This is a genomic window from Afipia sp. 1NLS2 (assembly GCF_000178995.1).
GTDB lineage: Bacteria > Pseudomonadota > Alphaproteobacteria > Rhizobiales > Xanthobacteraceae > Afipia.
Map to the genome: position 1 here is coordinate 407,976 of NZ_ADVZ01000005.1, position 16,380 is coordinate 424,355.

At 61.6% G+C, this 16,380-nt stretch carries 19 protein-coding genes; 10 read left to right on the forward strand and 9 right to left on the reverse strand.

What is annotated here, in order from left to right:
* Positions 1–27: 27 nt before the first annotated feature.
* On the reverse strand, positions 28–774 hold the full coding sequence (locus tag AFIDRAFT_RS18220) for a competence/damage-inducible protein A (RefSeq protein WP_009341131.1): 747 nt from the start codon (positions 772–774) through the stop codon (positions 28–30).
* A 207-nt stretch (positions 775–981) separates the two neighbouring features.
* Here AFIDRAFT_RS18220 and AFIDRAFT_RS18225 point away from each other — a divergent pair, with 207 nt between their 5' ends.
* From AFIDRAFT_RS18225 to AFIDRAFT_RS18245, 5 genes are all read left to right on the forward strand, one after another.
* On the forward strand, positions 982–2,397 hold the full coding sequence (locus AFIDRAFT_RS18225) for a circularly permuted type 2 ATP-grasp protein (RefSeq protein ID WP_009341132.1): 1,416 nt from the start codon (positions 982–984) through the stop codon (positions 2,395–2,397).
* 140 nt (positions 2,398–2,537) lie between these two features.
* Complete coding sequence (locus tag AFIDRAFT_RS18230; RefSeq protein WP_009341133.1) at positions 2,538–3,488, forward strand: alpha-E domain-containing protein; 951 nt, start codon at positions 2,538–2,540, stop codon at positions 3,486–3,488.
* A gap of 8 nt (positions 3,489–3,496) precedes the next feature.
* Entirely contained in the window at positions 3,497–4,318 is an 822-nt protein-coding gene (locus AFIDRAFT_RS18235) for a transglutaminase family protein (RefSeq protein WP_009341134.1), read from the forward strand.
* 122 nt (positions 4,319–4,440) lie between these two features.
* Positions 4,441–5,190, forward strand: coding sequence for a proteasome-type protease (locus AFIDRAFT_RS18240; RefSeq protein ID WP_009341135.1), 750 nt, complete (start codon positions 4,441–4,443; stop codon positions 5,188–5,190).
* Positions 5,191–5,288: 98 nt separating this feature from the next.
* Positions 5,289–6,041: an SDR family oxidoreductase gene (locus AFIDRAFT_RS18245; protein WP_009341136.1), complete on the forward strand. Its 753-nt coding sequence runs from the start codon at positions 5,289–5,291 to the stop codon at positions 6,039–6,041.
* Positions 6,042–6,051: 10 nt separating this feature from the next.
* Here the strand turns inward: AFIDRAFT_RS18245 and AFIDRAFT_RS18250 are convergent, their stop codons facing one another.
* Positions 6,052–6,351 (reverse strand): usg protein, encoded by a 300-nt coding sequence (locus AFIDRAFT_RS18250; RefSeq protein ID WP_009341137.1) that lies wholly within the window; start codon positions 6,349–6,351, stop codon positions 6,052–6,054.
* A 243-nt stretch (positions 6,352–6,594) separates the two neighbouring features.
* Complete coding sequence (locus AFIDRAFT_RS18255; protein ID WP_009341138.1) at positions 6,595–7,290, reverse strand: VIT1/CCC1 transporter family protein; 696 nt, start codon at positions 7,288–7,290, stop codon at positions 6,595–6,597.
* A 257-nt stretch (positions 7,291–7,547) separates the two neighbouring features.
* Here AFIDRAFT_RS18255 and AFIDRAFT_RS18260 point away from each other — a divergent pair, with 257 nt between their 5' ends.
* Positions 7,548–7,862 carry a co-chaperone GroES gene (locus AFIDRAFT_RS18260; protein ID WP_009341139.1) on the forward strand — a complete coding sequence of 105 codons (315 nt, stop codon included), beginning with the start codon at positions 7,548–7,550 and terminating at the stop codon, positions 7,860–7,862.
* A gap of 33 nt (positions 7,863–7,895) precedes the next feature.
* A complete protein-coding gene (gene groL / locus AFIDRAFT_RS18265; protein WP_009341140.1) occupies positions 7,896–9,536 on the forward strand; it encodes a chaperonin GroEL in 1,641 nt (546 codons plus the stop codon).
* Between the two features lie 129 nt (positions 9,537–9,665).
* On the opposite strand, the gene AFIDRAFT_RS18270 is transcribed toward groL, so the two are convergent.
* The 3 genes from AFIDRAFT_RS18270 to AFIDRAFT_RS18280 form a co-directional block, all read right to left on the reverse strand.
* Positions 9,666–9,893 carry a hypothetical protein gene (locus tag AFIDRAFT_RS18270; protein ID WP_502685482.1) on the reverse strand — a complete coding sequence of 76 codons (228 nt, stop codon included), beginning with the start codon at positions 9,891–9,893 and terminating at the stop codon, positions 9,666–9,668.
* Between the two features lie 95 nt (positions 9,894–9,988).
* The gene (locus AFIDRAFT_RS18275; RefSeq protein WP_040298700.1) at positions 9,989–10,285 is read right to left on the reverse strand and encodes a hypothetical protein; all 297 of its coding nucleotides are present in this window, start codon (positions 10,283–10,285) and stop codon (positions 9,989–9,991) included.
* The gene (locus AFIDRAFT_RS18280; protein ID WP_009341143.1) at positions 10,275–10,547 is read right to left on the reverse strand and encodes a hypothetical protein; all 273 of its coding nucleotides are present in this window, start codon (positions 10,545–10,547) and stop codon (positions 10,275–10,277) included. Before AFIDRAFT_RS18280 ends, AFIDRAFT_RS18275 begins: the two co-directional genes overlap by 11 nt.
* A gap of 200 nt (positions 10,548–10,747) precedes the next feature.
* On the opposite strand from AFIDRAFT_RS18280, the gene AFIDRAFT_RS20385 reads away from it, so the two are divergent.
* Both AFIDRAFT_RS20385 and AFIDRAFT_RS18285 read left to right on the forward strand, forming a co-directional pair.
* Entirely contained in the window at positions 10,748–10,876 is a 129-nt protein-coding gene (locus AFIDRAFT_RS20385) for a hypothetical protein (protein WP_283804998.1), read from the forward strand.
* A gap of 275 nt (positions 10,877–11,151) precedes the next feature.
* Positions 11,152–13,113: a DEAD/DEAH box helicase gene (locus AFIDRAFT_RS18285; RefSeq protein ID WP_009341147.1), complete on the forward strand. Its 1,962-nt coding sequence runs from the start codon at positions 11,152–11,154 to the stop codon at positions 13,111–13,113.
* Positions 13,114–13,216: 103 nt separating this feature from the next.
* On the opposite strand, the gene AFIDRAFT_RS18290 is transcribed toward AFIDRAFT_RS18285, so the two are convergent.
* Positions 13,217–13,534 carry an ArsR/SmtB family transcription factor gene (locus AFIDRAFT_RS18290; protein ID WP_009341150.1) on the reverse strand — a complete coding sequence of 106 codons (318 nt, stop codon included), beginning with the start codon at positions 13,532–13,534 and terminating at the stop codon, positions 13,217–13,219.
* A gap of 83 nt (positions 13,535–13,617) precedes the next feature.
* On the opposite strand from AFIDRAFT_RS18290, the gene AFIDRAFT_RS18295 reads away from it, so the two are divergent.
* Positions 13,618–14,370 (forward strand): SDR family NAD(P)-dependent oxidoreductase, encoded by a 753-nt coding sequence (locus AFIDRAFT_RS18295; RefSeq protein WP_009341152.1) that lies wholly within the window; start codon positions 13,618–13,620, stop codon positions 14,368–14,370.
* Positions 14,371–14,428: 58 nt separating this feature from the next.
* On the opposite strand, the gene AFIDRAFT_RS18300 is transcribed toward AFIDRAFT_RS18295, so the two are convergent.
* On the reverse strand, positions 14,429–15,517 hold the full coding sequence (locus AFIDRAFT_RS18300) for a transporter substrate-binding domain-containing protein (protein ID WP_009341154.1): 1,089 nt from the start codon (positions 15,515–15,517) through the stop codon (positions 14,429–14,431).
* A gap of 230 nt (positions 15,518–15,747) precedes the next feature.
* Positions 15,748–16,167, reverse strand: coding sequence for a hypothetical protein (locus AFIDRAFT_RS18305; RefSeq protein ID WP_009341156.1), 420 nt, complete (start codon positions 16,165–16,167; stop codon positions 15,748–15,750).
* Positions 16,168–16,380: the final 213 nt, after the last annotated feature.

A 16,380-nucleotide genomic window follows, 5' to 3' on the forward strand; every position in this document is an offset into this window, starting at 1 on the left:
CGACTCCGGGCTGTTCTTCACGCCCGCTCACTGCGCCGGATTCCGCGCACCATTCAGCGTGGTCAGCATCGCCTTCACATCTCCCATCGCCGCATCGAGTTTAACCTGATCGCGCGCGCGCACCACGACGTTGGTGTTCGGTTTCCCGTTATCGTCGATGTAGGGATAGCTGCCGATGCTGGTGTCGGGATGGGCGCTCGCGATCTCACGCAGCGGTGAGCCGATATCACCCTCCTTGGCGTCGGCGCGCACCGAATCCGACAGCATGCGCCGGCCGACGCGCAGCTTCGGCGCAACGATGTCCATCATCGCCTGCATGATCGAGGGCACGCCCGCCATAACGACGACATTGCCAATCTTGAATCCTGGGGCGAGGATCGTCGCACTTTCGATCAATTCCGCGCCGTCGGGAATCCGCGCCATCCGCAGCCGCGCCTCGTTCAGAGTATCGCCGAAGCGCTCCTTGAACCGCGCCACCACGCCGGGATGATGATCGATGCCGACGCCGAACGCCTTCGCCACACTGTCGGCGGTGATGTCGTCGTGCGTCGGACCGATACCACCGGTGGTGAACACGTAATCGTAGCGCTGGCGCAGCGCGTTCAGCGCCGCAATGATGTCATCCTCGTCGTCGGCGACCACGCGGACCTCTTTCAGGTCGATGCCGAGATTGGTCAGGTATTCGGCGATGAAGCCGATGTTCTTGTCCTTGGTCCGTCCGGAGAGAATTTCATCGCCGATTACCAGAATGCCGGCCGTGACGATCTCGGTCATCTTGCATTGTCCTCAACGGAGCCGCCAAAACCGCGGCTGACTTTTTCGGCATCATCCTGCCGCAAAGTTCAGCAGGTCAACACCCGCCTCCCGGGCAATGCGGCATCCGACGCCCATAATCCATGCATAACCGGCTGGCCCGATGCTTGCTACCATGACTTTACGTCATCCAGTCCTCTTTGCCAGCGCGAAAGAGATACCGGTCACATGGCAGGTGCGTTCGATGAAATGAATGGGCCGACGGGAATACGGCCCGCCTATGACAAGCTTGCGCAATGGCTGGGGGAAACCCCGCCCGAGGCCCTGCAATACCGCCGCGAGGAAGCCGAACTCTTGTTTCGCCGGATCGGCATCACCTTCGCGGTTTACGGCGACAATGAATCCACCGAGCGACTGATCCCCTTCGACGTGATCCCCCGCGTGCTGTCCGCCAAGGAATGGGGCCATCTGGAAAAAGGACTGAAGCAGCGCGTCAAGGCGCTGAACATGTTCCTCAGCGACATCTATCACGCGCGCGATATCCTGCGCGCGGGCATTATTCCCGACGACCTGATTTTCCAGAATCCGGTGTTTCGCCCGGAGATGAACGGTCAGGACGTGCCGCACGATATCTATGTGCATGTCGCCGGCATCGACGTCATCCGCACCGACGACAACGACTTCATCGTGCTGGAAGACAATGCCCGCACGCCCTCCGGCGTCTCCTACATGCTGGAGAACCGCGAGATCATGATGCGGCTGTTCCCGGATCTGTTTTCGCGGCATCGCATTGCGCCGGTCGAACGCTATCCGGACGAATTGCTCGCCGCACTGGGCTCGGTCGCACCGGACACCGCTTCCACCGAGCCCACCATCGCCCTGCTCACGCCGGGCATCTACAATTCGGCCTATTACGAACACTCGTTCCTCGCCGACAAGCTCGGCGTCGAACTGGTTGAAGGCCGCGATCTCATCGTCAAGAACGATGAAGTCTTCATGCGCACCACCGAAGGACCGAAACGGGTTGATGTGATCTACCGGCGGCTCGACGATGACTTTCTCGACCCCCTCACCTTTCGTCCCGATTCCACGCTCGGCGTACCGGGCCTGATGTCGGCCTATATGGCGGGCAACATCACGCTGGCGAACGCGGTCGGCACCGGCATCGCCGACGACAAGGCGATCTACAGCTACATGCCGCAGATCGTGAAATTCTATCTCGACGAGGAACCTGTCCTGAAGAATGTGCCGACCTGGCGCTGCCGCGAGCGCGACGACCTCGGGCATGTCCTCGACAATCTGCATGATCTCGTGGTGAAGGAGGTTCATGGCTCCGGCGGTTACGGCATGCTGATCGGTCCTGCCGCCACGAAATCCGCAATCGAGGATTTTCGCACCAAGCTGATGCGCGACCCGGACAATTTCATCGCGCAGCCGACGTTGGCGCTGTCCACCTGTCCGACCTGCACCGACAGCGGCCTCGCGCCGCGCCATGTCGATCTGCGGCCCTTCGTCCTCACCGGCAAGGATGACGTCACCGTCGTGCCGGGCGGCCTCACCCGCGTCGCGCTAAAGGAAGGCTCGCTGGTGGTGAACTCGAGTCAGGGCGGCGGCACCAAGGACACCTGGGTGCTCGATGAATGAGCCGGTCGCCACCGTCAATATCATTCCGGGGCGCGGACGGCACCTGCCGGACGCGAGCCCGGAATCCCGAACTGTAACGACCGGATTCCGGGGTCGTGCGCGCTTCGCGCTCACGCCCCGGAATGACGCGCAGGTATCCGATGCTCTCGCGCACCGCTGAAAATCTCTATTGGCTCGCGCGATATGCCGAACGCGCGGATTATCTCGCCCGCACCATTGAGGCGACGCTGCGCGCCACCGCGCTGCCGGATGCTTATGTCGGCAACACCAACGAATGGGAATCGGCGCTGCTCACCGCCGGCATCCGCGACGATTTCTATGCGAATTACGATGAAGCCACCGAAAAGAACGTCGTCGAATTCATCTCGTTTTCACGCCACAACCCGTCATCGATCCGCAACTGCATCGAGAATGCCCGCCTGAACGCGCGCGCGGTGCGCACCGCGCTCACCATCGAGATGTGGGACACCGTCAACTCCGCATGGATCGATCTGCAGAATTCATGGCAGGGCGACATCCAGTCGCGCGAACGGCTCACCGCCTTCCTGCGCTTCGTGCAGGAACTGTCACTGCGCTTCGACGGCTCCGCCTATCGTACCATGCTGCGCAACGACGCCTATTTCTTCTCCCGCCTCGGCCTGCACATCGAACGCGCGGATAACACCGCACGCATACTCGATGTGAAATACCATCTGCTGCTGCCGGAGGAAGAGCATGTCGGCGGCCCGCTCGATTATTATCAATGGACCTCGATCCTGCGCTCGGTCTCCGCGTTGACCGCCTATCACTGGGTCTATCGCGAGGCACTCAAGCCATGGCTGATCGCCGACCTGCTCATCCTGAACCATATGCTGCCGCGATCGCTAGCAAGCTGTTACGGTAACCTCGTGCGCAATCTTGACCGCCTCGGCGTCGCCTACGGCCATCAGGGCCCGGCGCAGCGTCATGCGCGCGGTATCCTCAACCGCTTCGAGCACAGCCACATGGACGATATTTTCCAGCGCGGCCTGCACGAATTCATCCAGGAGTTCATCGCCGATAACAATCGCCTCGGCGACATCGTCTCAAAACAATATCTGCTATCCGCCTGAAAGAGCACATGCGCCTGCGCATCTCGCATTCGACGACTTACACGTTTGATCCGCCGGTCACCGGCCTCATTCAGGTGATGCGGCTGACCCCCAGCAATCACGATGGCCAGTATGTCGCGAGCTGGCGCATCGACACCTCGGCGGATGCGCGCCTCAACATGCATCGCGATGCCTTCGGCAACGTCACCCATGTGCTGACCCATGGCGCGCTGCCGGAGCTCACTATCGATGTCAGCGGCACGGTCGACACCCAGGACACCGGCAGCATTCTGAAGGGGACGGAAGAACGCTTTCCGCCCGGCCTGTTCCTGCGCTCCACGCCTCTGACCGAAAGCGACGAGGCACTCATGGCCCTTGCGCGGGATCTTCGCGCGGAAGCCGGCAGTTCGCTCGACTTTTGCCACGCGCTGCTGCTTCGGCTCCATCGCGAGATGACATTCGACACCGACCCGACCCATCCCGGCACCACGGCAGCCGATGCATTCGCGCTCAAGCGCGGCGTTTGTCAGGACTACGCGCATATTTTCGTCGCTTGCGCCCGCAGCGGCGGCGTGCCCGCGCGTTACATTTCCGGCCACTTCCGGCGCGCGGATGGCGTCGTCGAGCAGGAGGCCGGACATGCATGGGCGGAAGCCCATATCGAAGGGCTGGGCTGGGTCGGATTCGATCCCGCCAACGGTATTTCGACCACCGACTCTCATGTCCGCGTCGCACTCGGGCTCGATTATCTCGGCGCCGCCCCAATCCGGGGCACGCGCTATGGCGGCGCCAAAGAAACGCTCAGCGTCGCGATCCGGGTCGATCAGGCGAGCCGCCAGAGCCAGAGCTAGACCGTTCCATTTCTGCAAACGTGAGCTGCACTGACCTTGGGACGAAGCGGCGGACGGGCCGGCAGATGGTTGCCCCCTCTCGCGGCGTTGCGTAAAAACGGGCCGCACGCGCGGAGACCTGAATGACCTATTGCTGCGGAATTCTGGTGAAGGAAGGCCTCGTGATGATGGCCGATACCCGCACCAATGCCGGGCTCGACAACATTTCAACTTTCCGAAAACTGCATGTATTCGAAAATCCCGGCGAGCGCGTCATGGCGGTCGCCTCCGCCGGAAACCTCGCGATCAGCCAATCGGTTCTCTCGACGCTCGCGGAAGGAGTCGAGAATCCCATCACTGGCGAGGCCGAAACCCTGATGAACGCGCCCAGCCTGTTCCAGGCGGCGCAGCGCCTCGGCCGCGCCATCCGCAGCGTCAGCCGCACCGAGGGCGCGGCGCTGATGGCCGAGGACATCAATTTCGATGTCTCGTTCCTGCTCGGCGGCCAGATCAAGGGCGAACGGATGCGCCTGTTCATGGTGTACCCGGCCGGCAATTTCATCGAATGCACCACCGACACGCCCTATCTCCAGATCGGCGAGCACAAATACGGCAAGCCGGTGCTGGACCGCGCCATTACCTACGATGTCGAGTTGTACGACGCGCTGAAGATCGCACTGATCTCGATGGACTCGACCATGCGCTCCAATCTCGGCGTCAGCCCGCCGATCGACATCCTGGTGCTTCGCCCGGATGTCTGCGAGGCCGAACTCAATATGCGGATCGAGTATGACGATCCCTATTTTTCCAATCTGCGGACGAAATGGAGCGAGGCGTTGCGCGCCGCGCACCAGAGCATTCCGCGCCCACCTTACGTGCGGAAGAAAAACTAACTGCGTCGCTCCCGCGAAGGCGGGAGCCCAGACTTTCAATAACGAATGGGTCTTCGCCTTCGCGGGGACGATCTCAGAAAATATCGGGAAGGAAAATCATGTCGCACACCAAAGTCGCTCTCGTCACCGGCGCCAGCGCGGGTATCGGCAAGGCTTGCGCGCTCGCGCTGATCAAGGCGGGATTCACCGTGGTGCTGACGGCGCGCCGCAAGGACAAGCTCGATGAGGCCGCCGCCGAAGGGATGAAGCTCGGCACCTGCCTCGCGGTGCCGTCCGACATGACCGACCCCGCCTCCATCGCCGCGCTCTTTGCGACTGTGAAAGACAAATTCGGACGGCTTGACCTGTTGTTCAACAATGCGGGCGTCGGCGCGCCTGCGGTGCCGCTGGAGGATCTGCCGTTCGACAAATGGCAGGCGGTGGTGAATACCAACCTCACCGCGCCGTTCCTGTGCACGCAGCACGCCTTCCGCATGATGAAAGAACAATCCCCGCGCGGCGGGCGCATCATCAATAACGGTTCGATTTCGGCCTATTCGCCGCGCCCGTTCACCGTCGCCTACACCGCGACCAAGCACGCCATCACCGGCCTCACCAAATCGATCGCACTCGATGGCCGCGCCTACGACATCGCGGGCGGGCAGATCGACATCGGCAACGCCGCGACCGATCTCACCACGCGGATGGCCGACGGCATCCTTCAGCCGAACGGCCAGACCATGGTCGAGCCGCGCATGGATGTGCAGAACGTCGCCGATGCCATCGTGTTCATGGCGACGCGCACGCTTGAGGCCAACGTGCTCTTCATGAACGTGATGGCGACCAAGATGCCGTTCGTGGGCCGCGGGTAACTCAGACCACCTAGTGCAGCCTGAACACGCCATCCACCGCCTTCAGCTCCGCAGGCTTGATGAGCTTTGAGTGCGCGACCGTCACGGAGAACAGCGGCCCCTCGAGCTTGGCCTGCCAGAAGGCGAGAAAATCCTTCAGCGCGGGGAAGTTGGGAAACAGGTCGTAGTCCTGCCAGACATAGGATTGCAGCAGCCAGCGATGATCCGGGCGGCGATAGAGAATTTCCGCCGTGGTCAGGCCGTAGCCTTTCAACTGTTTGAGAAAATCGGAACTGACCGCTCCGCCTGATGCCGCCTTCTGCAACGCCATGCCAACCTCCATAACGGAGTGCATCCGGGAAGCGGCGGGCCGCCGATGGGCGCGCAGGGCGTTGTTTCGAAAGGACCGGTTTCGAAAACCCGCCCCAGCGTCTGTCTTCGGGCCCGTGCCGCCTCCTGGAGCACAGGTGAAAATCTGACGCATGAACTTGCCCGATCTCAAGCCTAAAGATTGAATAAACTGTTAATTATCAAGGCGCTAGCAGCAACACCGGGCGGGTGCTGACAAAGGCGGTCAGCCAAAGAGATGAGCAAGATAGAACGCGGCCGCCGCCGCGAGGCCGCCGACCAGCAAGGTCTGGAAACCGGATTTCACCACGCTGATCCCGGTCAGCTTGCCCTTGATGCTGCCGAAGGTGATTAACGCAACGCCCGTGCACAAGATCGAGTACAGCAGCGCCGTGTGAAGGTCGCCGGTGATCATGTAGGGCACCAGCGGGACCAGACCGCCGATAAGATATGAGACCGCGATCGTCGCGGCACTGATCGGCGCGCGCTTTGGATCGGGCTTCTCGAGGCCGAGTTCGAAACGCATCATGAAGTCGACCCAGCGTTTCTTGTCCGCGGCCAGCGCCGCAACCACCGAGTCCAGCGCCGCGCCTGTAAGACCATAGGCACTGAAGATGTCACGCACCTCGGTGACCTCCGCCTCGCGCATGTTGTCGACTTCCCAGGCCTCGCGGCGCTCTTCCGAGGCGAAGTGCTCCTGATCGGTCCGGGCGGCGAGATAGCCGCCGAGCCCCATCGCGATGGCGCCGGCCACAATTTCCGCGAGACCCGCGGTGACGATGATCTGCGTCGAAGTCACCGCCGCCGACAAACCGGCAGCCAGCGCGAACGGCACCGTCAGACCGTCGGCCATGCCGATCACCACATCGCGGACGCTTTCGGAGCCAAGAAAGTGACGTTCGACATGAGGGGTGGCAGGCATGGGCGCATCTCCGGATGTAAGGCGCCCAAGCTATATTAGAAACATTCTAAGTTGGAAGAGCATCTTGGTTCCCTGGCGCCCCCTCGCCATTAACGATTTCTGGCAGCCGTCGTTTGTGAGTGCCAGAAAATTTGCTAAGGCCCTCTTGCCCGCAGCAAGGGGGCCGACTATCTCCCGGCAATGTCAGCCATGGCACTCCATGAGGCTGACTGCCAATTCAAAGATAGATAGTAATTCCAATATCTTAGGAGGACTGCATGAAATTCCGTCCGCTTCACGACCGCGTCGTGGTCAAGCGCATCGACGCTGAGGAGAAAACCAAGGGCGGCATCATCATTCCCGACAACGCGAAGGAAAAGCCGTCGCAGGGCGAGATCGTCGCCGTCGGTCCGGGTGGCCGCGACGAAGCCGGCAAGCTGATTCCGATCGACCTCAAGGTCGGCGATGTCGTGCTGTTCGGCAAATGGTCGGGCACCGAAGTGAAAATCGATGGTCAGGACGTCCTGATCATGAAGGAAAGCGACATCATGGGCGTCATCACCGACGCCGGTTCGAAGAAGAAAGCCGCCTGAGCACGTCTCCCCTCTCATTAAAGGAAGCAATCCATGTCAGCCAAAGAAGTGAAATTCGGCGTTGACGCGCGCGACAAGATGCTGCGCGGCGTCGACATCCTCGCCAACGCCGTCAAGGTGACGCTCGGCCCGAAGGGCCGCAACGTCGTGCTCGACAAGTCGTTCGGCGCACCCCGCATCACCAAGGACGGCGTCACCGTCGCCAAGGACATCGAGCTTGAGGACAAGTTCGAGAACATGGGCGCGCAGATGGTGCGCGAAGTGGCCTCGAAGTCGGCAGACCTCGCCGGCGACGGCACCACCACCGCCACCGTGCTCGCCCAGGCGATCGTGAAGGAAGGCGCCAAATCCGTCGCCGCCGGCATGAATCCGATGGATCTGAAGCGCGGCATCGACCTCGCCGTCGAAGCCGTCGTCGCGGACCTGCAGAAGAACTCCAAGAAGGTCACCTCGAACGAGGAGATCGCCCAGGTCGGCACCATCTCGGCCAACGGCGACACCGAAATCGGCTCGTTCCTCGCCAAGGCGATGGCCAAGGTCGGCAACGAAGGCGTCATCACCGTTGAGGAAGCCAAGTCGCTCGACACCGAACTCGACGTCGTCGAGGGCATGCAGTTCGACCGCGGCTATATCTCGCCTTACTTCGTCACCAACGCCGACAAGATGCGCGTTGAATTTGACGACGCCTACATCCTCATCAACGAGAAGAAGCTGTCCTCGCTGAACGAGATGCTGCCGCTGCTCGAAGCCGTCGTGCAGACCGGCAAGCCGCTCGTCATCGTCGCGGAAGATGTCGAAGGCGAAGCTCTCGCCACCCTCGTCGTCAACCGTCTGCGTGGCGGTCTGAAGGTTGCCGCCGTCAAGGCGCCGGGCTTCGGCGACCGCCGCAAGGCCATGCTGCAGGACATCGCGATCCTGACCGGCGGCCAGGCGATCTCGGAAGACCTCGGCATCAAGATGGAAAACGTGACCCTGCAGATGCTCGGCCGCGCCAAGAAGGTGATGATCGACAAGGAGAATACCACCATCGTCAACGGCGCCGGCAAGAAGGCCGACATCGAGGCCCGCGTTGCGCAGATCCGCGCGCAGATCGAGGAAACCACCTCGGACTACGACCGCGAGAAGCTGCAGGAGCGTCTGGCCAAGCTCGCGGGCGGCGTCGCGGTGATCCGCGTCGGCGGCGCGACCGAAGTCGAAGTGAAGGAGCGCAAGGATCGCGTTGATGACGCGATGCATGCGACCCGCGCTGCGGTGGAAGAAGGCATTCTGCCGGGCGGCGGCGTCGCCCTGCTCCGCGCCTCCGAGCAGCTCAAGCGCATCAAGACCCAGAACGACGACCAGAAGACCGGCGTCGAGATCGTGCGCAAGGCGTTGTCGGCTCCGGCCCGCCAGATCGCGATCAACGCAGGCGAGGACGGCAGCGTCATCGTCGGCAAGGTGCTCGAGAAGGATCAGTATGCGTACGGCTTCGACTCGCAGACCGGCGAATACGGCAACCTCGTCTCCAAGGGCATCATCGACCCGACCAAGGTCGTGCGCGCCGCGATCCAGAACGCAGCGTCCGTCGCTTCGCTCCTGATCACCACGGAGGCGATGATCGCCGAACTGCCGAAGAAGAACGCACCGGCCGCGGGCGGCATGCCCGGCGGCGGCATGGGCGGCATGGACTTCTAAGAATCCACTCCCACCAAAACGCAAAGGGCGCGGTGCAAACCGCGCCCTTTTTGTTTTCCCGCTCAGTCTCGCTCAGCACTTACAAAATGCAAAACCCCGGCAGCGATACCCGGGTTTTGTTTGATGCACCTACTTTGCAACCACAGGCGTGCTGTGCGCAGCGCCCATGTTGCGTTTCGCAACAGGCACAGGTGGCGGGTTTAGTTCCTTGATCTTGAGAGTTGCCTCTGCCTGGGTGGCGTGGGGGCCGGTGACGAACGTCCCGCTTATCTTGGTGGTGTACCACCCCGACACGATGCCAAGCCGCAGCGCTTCCTCCGGTTTGACGTACCGTGACTGCAGTTCTTTCGTGGTCATATCAAGCATTGAAATTCCTCACGTCCCCGCCGGACGTCTGGATGAAGTTTCAGAATCAATCGTTTGCGGAAAACAATCGAATCTCGAAATGAAATTCAGCCTTCGCTGTCGAGCCGGGCGAAGTCCCGGAGAACAGAAGCCACCAGATCACGGTGGCGCGTGTCCTGCGCACTCAATGACGTGTAGTAGAGATTCAGAACGTAGCGCGCCTTCGCTGCTGCTTCGGACCACGACGCCACAGGTGCATCGAGCAGTTCCATCTCGATATGCAATTGCCGTTCGCGCAAATTGGCTGCATGGGCTTCGGCCTCGACAACAATGCGGCGCAGGTCCGTGGCTTTTTGCGCGGCCATGCCGCGGTGGGAATCGAGTTCGACCGGATCATCGGGCATTTGAGGCCACCGCGTCGCGATGCTGTGCATCGGCAAGAGCCACCGAACTGATCGAGAGCATTTCCATCGAACTCTGGTGCGGCGGCGCGCCCGGCACCATGATCATCGTCGCGGTGCGCCGGTAGCAGGGAAACGACAGACCCTCGATCATTTCCTCGTCGGTCACGACCTCATAAGCGCCAGCCGGAAGCAAGCGCTCAATACCCTTGATACGCACCGGATGATTGAAGGTGACCGTCTCCCGCCGCGTCCTCATGGTCATGAGAAGCACCCTGCAGCAACGCGATAGTCTGGCATGCGTTAACTGTGCGCCTTTCCGAGGGGAATAGCCATGGGTTTATTTCAGGCAAATCGCGGCAGTTCGCGCGAATAAGGCAGCGGCGACATTGTAACTGGCGGATTGATGGCCACCTTGAGTCAACGCCTGGAGACTTCTTCAGGTGTGTTTTAAAGGATAGCTCAATGTCGAATTCACCAGTCGTCGCTGCCGATGCTCCGAAGCCTGCTATCGCGCCGGATCAGGCCAAACCTGCGATGCCTCAGCAGAACCAGGAAAACAAGAGCGAGGCCACGCCCGCGCAACAGAAGTAACATCTGCGGCAAAGTGAATTGACGGCGAAGGCTCGGCAGATTGCCGAGCCTTTTTTGCTTGGAAAGCCTGCTCATCCTCTCGCGCGTTTCCGTACCATTGCGGCCCGGAATCCGGCCGATTCCGTCCAAAACCACAACCATGGCGCTTTGGCCTCACTTGGTCTAAGACAACGCCGCTTAATCCGCCGGGCGGATTTCTTAAAAGCACGCGGCGCGGCCCCATAAATGAGGCCCCTGTTCAATGTTCCCCCGGCCAAACCAAGATCGGCCATTACGTGACATTCCCGACGATAAGTTCGCCGCTCGCCCGGGCCCTGGCGGAGCGCAACTACGACAAGCTCACTCCCGTGCAGACCGCCGTCCTTGCGGATGACGCCGCCGATCGCGACCTTCTTGTGTCCGCGCAAACCGGCTCGGGCAAGACAGTCGCCTACGGGCTGGCAATTGCAAAAAACCTTCTGGGCGATGCCGAGCGGTTTCCGCGCGCCGCGGCTCCTCTTGCCCTGATCGTCGCGCCGACGCGCGAACTCGCCTTGCAGGTCCATCGCGAACTGACGTGGCTTTATCACTATGCGGACGCGCGCATTGTCTCCTGCGTCGGAGGCATGGACCCGCGCCGGGAACAGCGCGAGCTTGCCGAGGGCGCTCACATCGTGGTCGGCACGCCGGGGCGGTTGTGCGACCATCTGCGTCGCGGCCGTCTCGACATCTCGGAGCTGAAGGCTGTCGTGCTCGACGAGGCCGACGAAATGCTCGATCTCGGTTTTCGCGAGGATATGGAGTTCATCCTCGAGACCACGCCGGAGACTCGCCGCACATTATTGTTCTCGGCGACTTTTCCACGCGGGATCATCACGCTGGCGAAGCAGTATCAGCAGCAGGCCTTTCGCGTCGAGGTCGCGGGCGACGAAGGCGGCCATGCCGATATCGACTATCGCGCCATCAGGATCGCGGCGAGTGATGTCGAGCATGCGACCGTCAACGTCTTGCGATTTTTTGAATCGCCAAGCGCTCTGGTGTTCTGCAACACCAGAAATGCAGTCAAGCATTTGCAGGTCGCTCTCATGGAGCGCGGCTTCTCTGTGGTCGCCCTCTCCGGAGAACTGACACAGAACGAGCGCACACAGGCGCTTCAGGCGTTGCGGGATGGCCGAGCGCGCGTCTGCGTCGCCACCGATGTCGCCGCACGCGGCATCGATCTGCCGAACCTCGATCTTGTCATCCATGCGGACCTTCCGAACGACGCCGAAGTCTTACAGCATCGTTCCGGCCGCACCGGGCGTGCCGGCCGCAAGGGCGTGAGCGTCCTTTTAGTGCCGCCCGCGCGCAGGCGGCGCGCGGATATTCTGCTCAATCTCGCAAACATCGATGTCGACTGGAGCATGGCGCCGACCGCCGATGAAATCCGCGAACTCGATCAGAAGCGCATGCTGCAGGATGATTTGTTCGCGCAGGAAGTGACCGCCGACGATCTGAACCTCGCGCGCGCCTTGCTCGCCGAGCGGTCGCCCGAGGATATTGCCGCCGCACTGGCGCGGCTGTACCGGGCGCGGCTTCCTTCGCCGGAGGACATTCTCGATCCCGGCCAAAATGCTGGCCGGTCCCGTGACGAGCGCGGCCGGGCCAAGGACGATCGATCATCGCGCGACGACGATCGCGGCACCGGATCACGGTCGAAGACGAAGAAACCATCAGCGCGCCACGGCATGGCGGAAGGCAGCGTGTGGTTTCGTGCTGCTATCGGGCGCAAAAAGAACGCGGAAGCGCGCTGGCTCCTGCCGATGATTTGCCGCCGGGGCGGCATCGACAAGCAGGACATCGGCCGCATTCTGATTGGCGAAACCAGCACCGAGTTTGAAATTTCGGAGCGGGCTGCAGAATCGTTTGCTGCCAAAATCCGGCGTCCCGACAAGGAAGACAACATCCGCATCGAACCAATGGGAGATGCCCCTCGGGATCATGCACCGGCCGAAAAGCGGCCACATAAGCCACGGCGCGACGGCGATGACACCGGCCACCGGGAGCGCCAGAACGACAAAGCGCGTGATGAGAGAGGCGCGAGGCACCACGGCCAATCCCATAGCGAAAAGGGTTCTGGATTTCACAAGGAAGCAAATTTCAAGAAGAAAAAGCAACGCAAGGACCAGTCCGGCTATGCCGAACAACCGCAGCGTGGTAGCGCCCCACCTGCTAAACGCGCATTCGGGAAAAAGGCAACGAAAAAGCATCGCGGCTGATGCTTGCCTGCTGCGCAGGAGCTTCGACTTGCTTTAAAGAATGCCGGTCCGTTCACCTGTTGGTAGCTTGCCCGCTTCGATGATGGCGCGCGTCGTCTCGCCCCTACTCCTCCGCGTGCTTCAATATCCCCTTCAATAGCCCCGGAAACCGCGCGTTGAGGTCCGCCTCGCGCACGGTGTTCTGATGCTCCACGCCCTGCTTGGTGGTGTGGATCAGCCCGGCCTCGCGCAGCACGCGGAAGTGATTGGAGAGCGTCGATTTCGCCATCTCCGGACACGGTGCCGCGGCCGAGCACGACAGGCTGCAATTCTTCTTCTCCAGCAATGACTTGACGATGCGCAGCCGCATCGGATCGGCCAGCGCCGCGAGCACGCCTTCGAGCGTGATGTCGTCTGTCGAGGGGTGAACGAACCGTGCCATGAAAAAAATATAGGCGCCCTCTTGAATTGGTTCAATAGTTCAATATTTCCGAACTATTGGAATTCAACGCAGAGGACACTTCCATGAGCAAGACACTGCAAGGCAAGGTGGCGCTGGTCACCGGGGCATCCAAGGGCATCGGCGCCGAAATCGCGCTGAAGCTCGCCGAGCAAGGCGCATCCGTCGCCGTGAACTATTCGTCGAGCAAAAAAGGCGCGGACGATGTGGTGGCGAAGATCACTTCCAAGGGCGGCAAGGCGGTCGCCGTCCACGGCAACCTCTCCGACCCGAAGGCCGCGAAAGCGGTGGTCGCGGAGACCGTGAAGGCGCTCGGGCCGATCGACGTTCTCGTCAACAATGCCGGCATTTACGAAATGGCGCCGCTCGAAGGCATCACGCCCGAACACTTCCACAAGCAGTTCGATCTGAACGTGCTCGGCCTTCTGCTGGTATCGCAGGAGGCGGCGGCGCATTTCAACCCGAACGGCGGCAGCATCGTCAACATCTCGTCCGGCGTCTCGACGCTGACGCCTCCGGGCTCGGCGGTCTATACCGCGACCAAGGCCTCGGTCGATGCGATCACCGCCGTGCTGGCGAAGGAGCTGGCCCCGCGCAAGATCCGCGTCAATTCGGTCAACCCCGGCATGATCATCACCGAAGGCGTGAAGGCCGCGGGATACGATCAGGGCGACATGCGCCAGTGGGTGGAGTCGATCACCCCGCTCGGCCGCGTCGGCAAGGTGGATGAGATCGCCAACACCGTCGCCTTCTTCGCCTCCGAGGGCGCGTCCTACATCACCGGCGAAACACTCCACGTCACCGGCGGCCCGCGCTAAGCCGAAACATCACGCAAGACACAAAACCCCGGCAGCGATGCCGGGGTTTTCGTGCGCCCTACCGCGTCGTGCCAAGGTAGCGAAACAGCGTGTCGCGCCACCAGTCGGATTCGACGACCTCGAGCATCGCCACGTTCAGCCGCTTGCGCAGCGGGCTGTTGGCGCGCAGGGCGATCGCGTAACGCTGCGGCTCCAGCATCAGGTCCGTCAGGTCGACGGACGACAGGCCCTGCTGCCGGATCACCCAGGCCAGCAGCGGACGGTCATAGACCAATGCGTCGATCTTGCCCGCGCGCAGCGCATTGAGCCCGTCCTGCGGCGAGGGCCACAGCGAATGCACGATGCGCAGCCGCGACAGCCCGGTTTCCGATGACGTGCCCGCGGGTACGCCGACCTTGATCGACGACAGGTCGGCCACGGAGTTCACCATGCCGTGCAGCCGCTTCGTCGTCAGCGTCGAGGTGATGCCCGCGGTGAACACCGCGATCGCGATCACCGACGTCACCATCCAGATCATTGCGATGATACGCCCGGGCAATGTCATCGGCACGATGCCGCCCGCCGCGCGCTGCGTCATCGTATGCGTAGACCACCACACGCCGGATGAGAGGCCGCGCACCGCGCCGCCGCTAAAGCCGTCATTGGCCTTGCGCTCGAACAGCCAGATCAGAATGCCCGCGCCCACCGCGAGGCCAAGCAGGGTCAGCGCTGCCTGCACGAAGCTCCACGACGTGAGCGAGCGGATCACCGGCATCCAGTTCGAGATCCGGTCCGCCTGCACGGCGACGCCGGTGCCCGCGTAGAAATAGGATGTCGTGAAATCCAGCGTCTGTTCGCGCTCGGCCGTGATGCTGATCGCGGAAATGGCGGCATCGAACTTCCCCGCCTTCACGCCGTCGAGGAGCGCCGGCACGGTGTCGGCCTCGACAAAGCGGTAATTCCACTTCAGCCGGTCGGCGAGATGCTGCCACAGCTCGATGCTGATGCCGCTCCAGTGCCCGTTCTCGTCCTTCATCGCGAAAGGCGGCGCAACCTTGGTGCCGATGACGAGTTCGCCACCCGTGGCGGAGGGCGGCGTCTGGCTCAGGCAAGGCGTTGTCAACAACGCGCCCAGCCCGGCAGGCAGCAGCGCAAGCCACAGCACCATGGCAAACCCGCGCCTGAAAATTCCGCCCCGCCGTACAATGTTCAATATCAAGCTGCCCTGCCCCAAAATCGATTTGCGCGATGTTACGGGAACCGCGCGGGCCTGCCAATGCGGCTTGACTTGCGAAAATGACGCGCGGCGCGCTCTCCTGCCCGACGGCACCGCCGCGAACATCGCAACTATTTTAATGACCGGCGCTCATGCGCACCGCCCGCACGGGAGCAGACTTGCTAATGCGCCTTCGCATATTTGCGGGCGAAGTCCCGCGCCGCCCTGGCCTGGCAGACGGCGGCAAGGCCGAGATACATCGTGCCTTCGTTTTGCTTCGCGATCCGCTCGCAGCCGGTCAGCTTCTTTTTATATGCCGCCTTCACGCCGCGGCTTTCCTTGCCGAGAAACAAAGGCTCGCACTTATCGCGCACGATATCGGAGAGTGCATTGTCGCCGCTTGAGCCAAGCTGGCAGATTTCAAGAGTTTTGTACGCGCGCTCGCAATCCGGCGCAGCTTTCACAGCGGCCTCGACCGCGTTGGCATAGCCACCCGCCTGCGCGATGGCGGCGTCGTTGATCGGGCATTGTTCGGTGGCGAGTGTGGGAGCGGCGGCGATGTTCGCCGCGACCAATACAACAAATGAAATTTTTTTACGCATTATCCGGCACGTCCTCAACGTCAGTATAAATAGCCACTACGCAAAAGATTGCCGAAACTATCCAACGACAGGAATCACGAAATACAGAACAACAGCAATTTCACCAATTTAGTTTTACATTCCCAAATCAGAACTGGCGGGTGGAATTTCCAGATCGCCAATCCCAAGAAAATTACGCTTTTCTTTTGATAATTCGGTCAACGAATCTACACT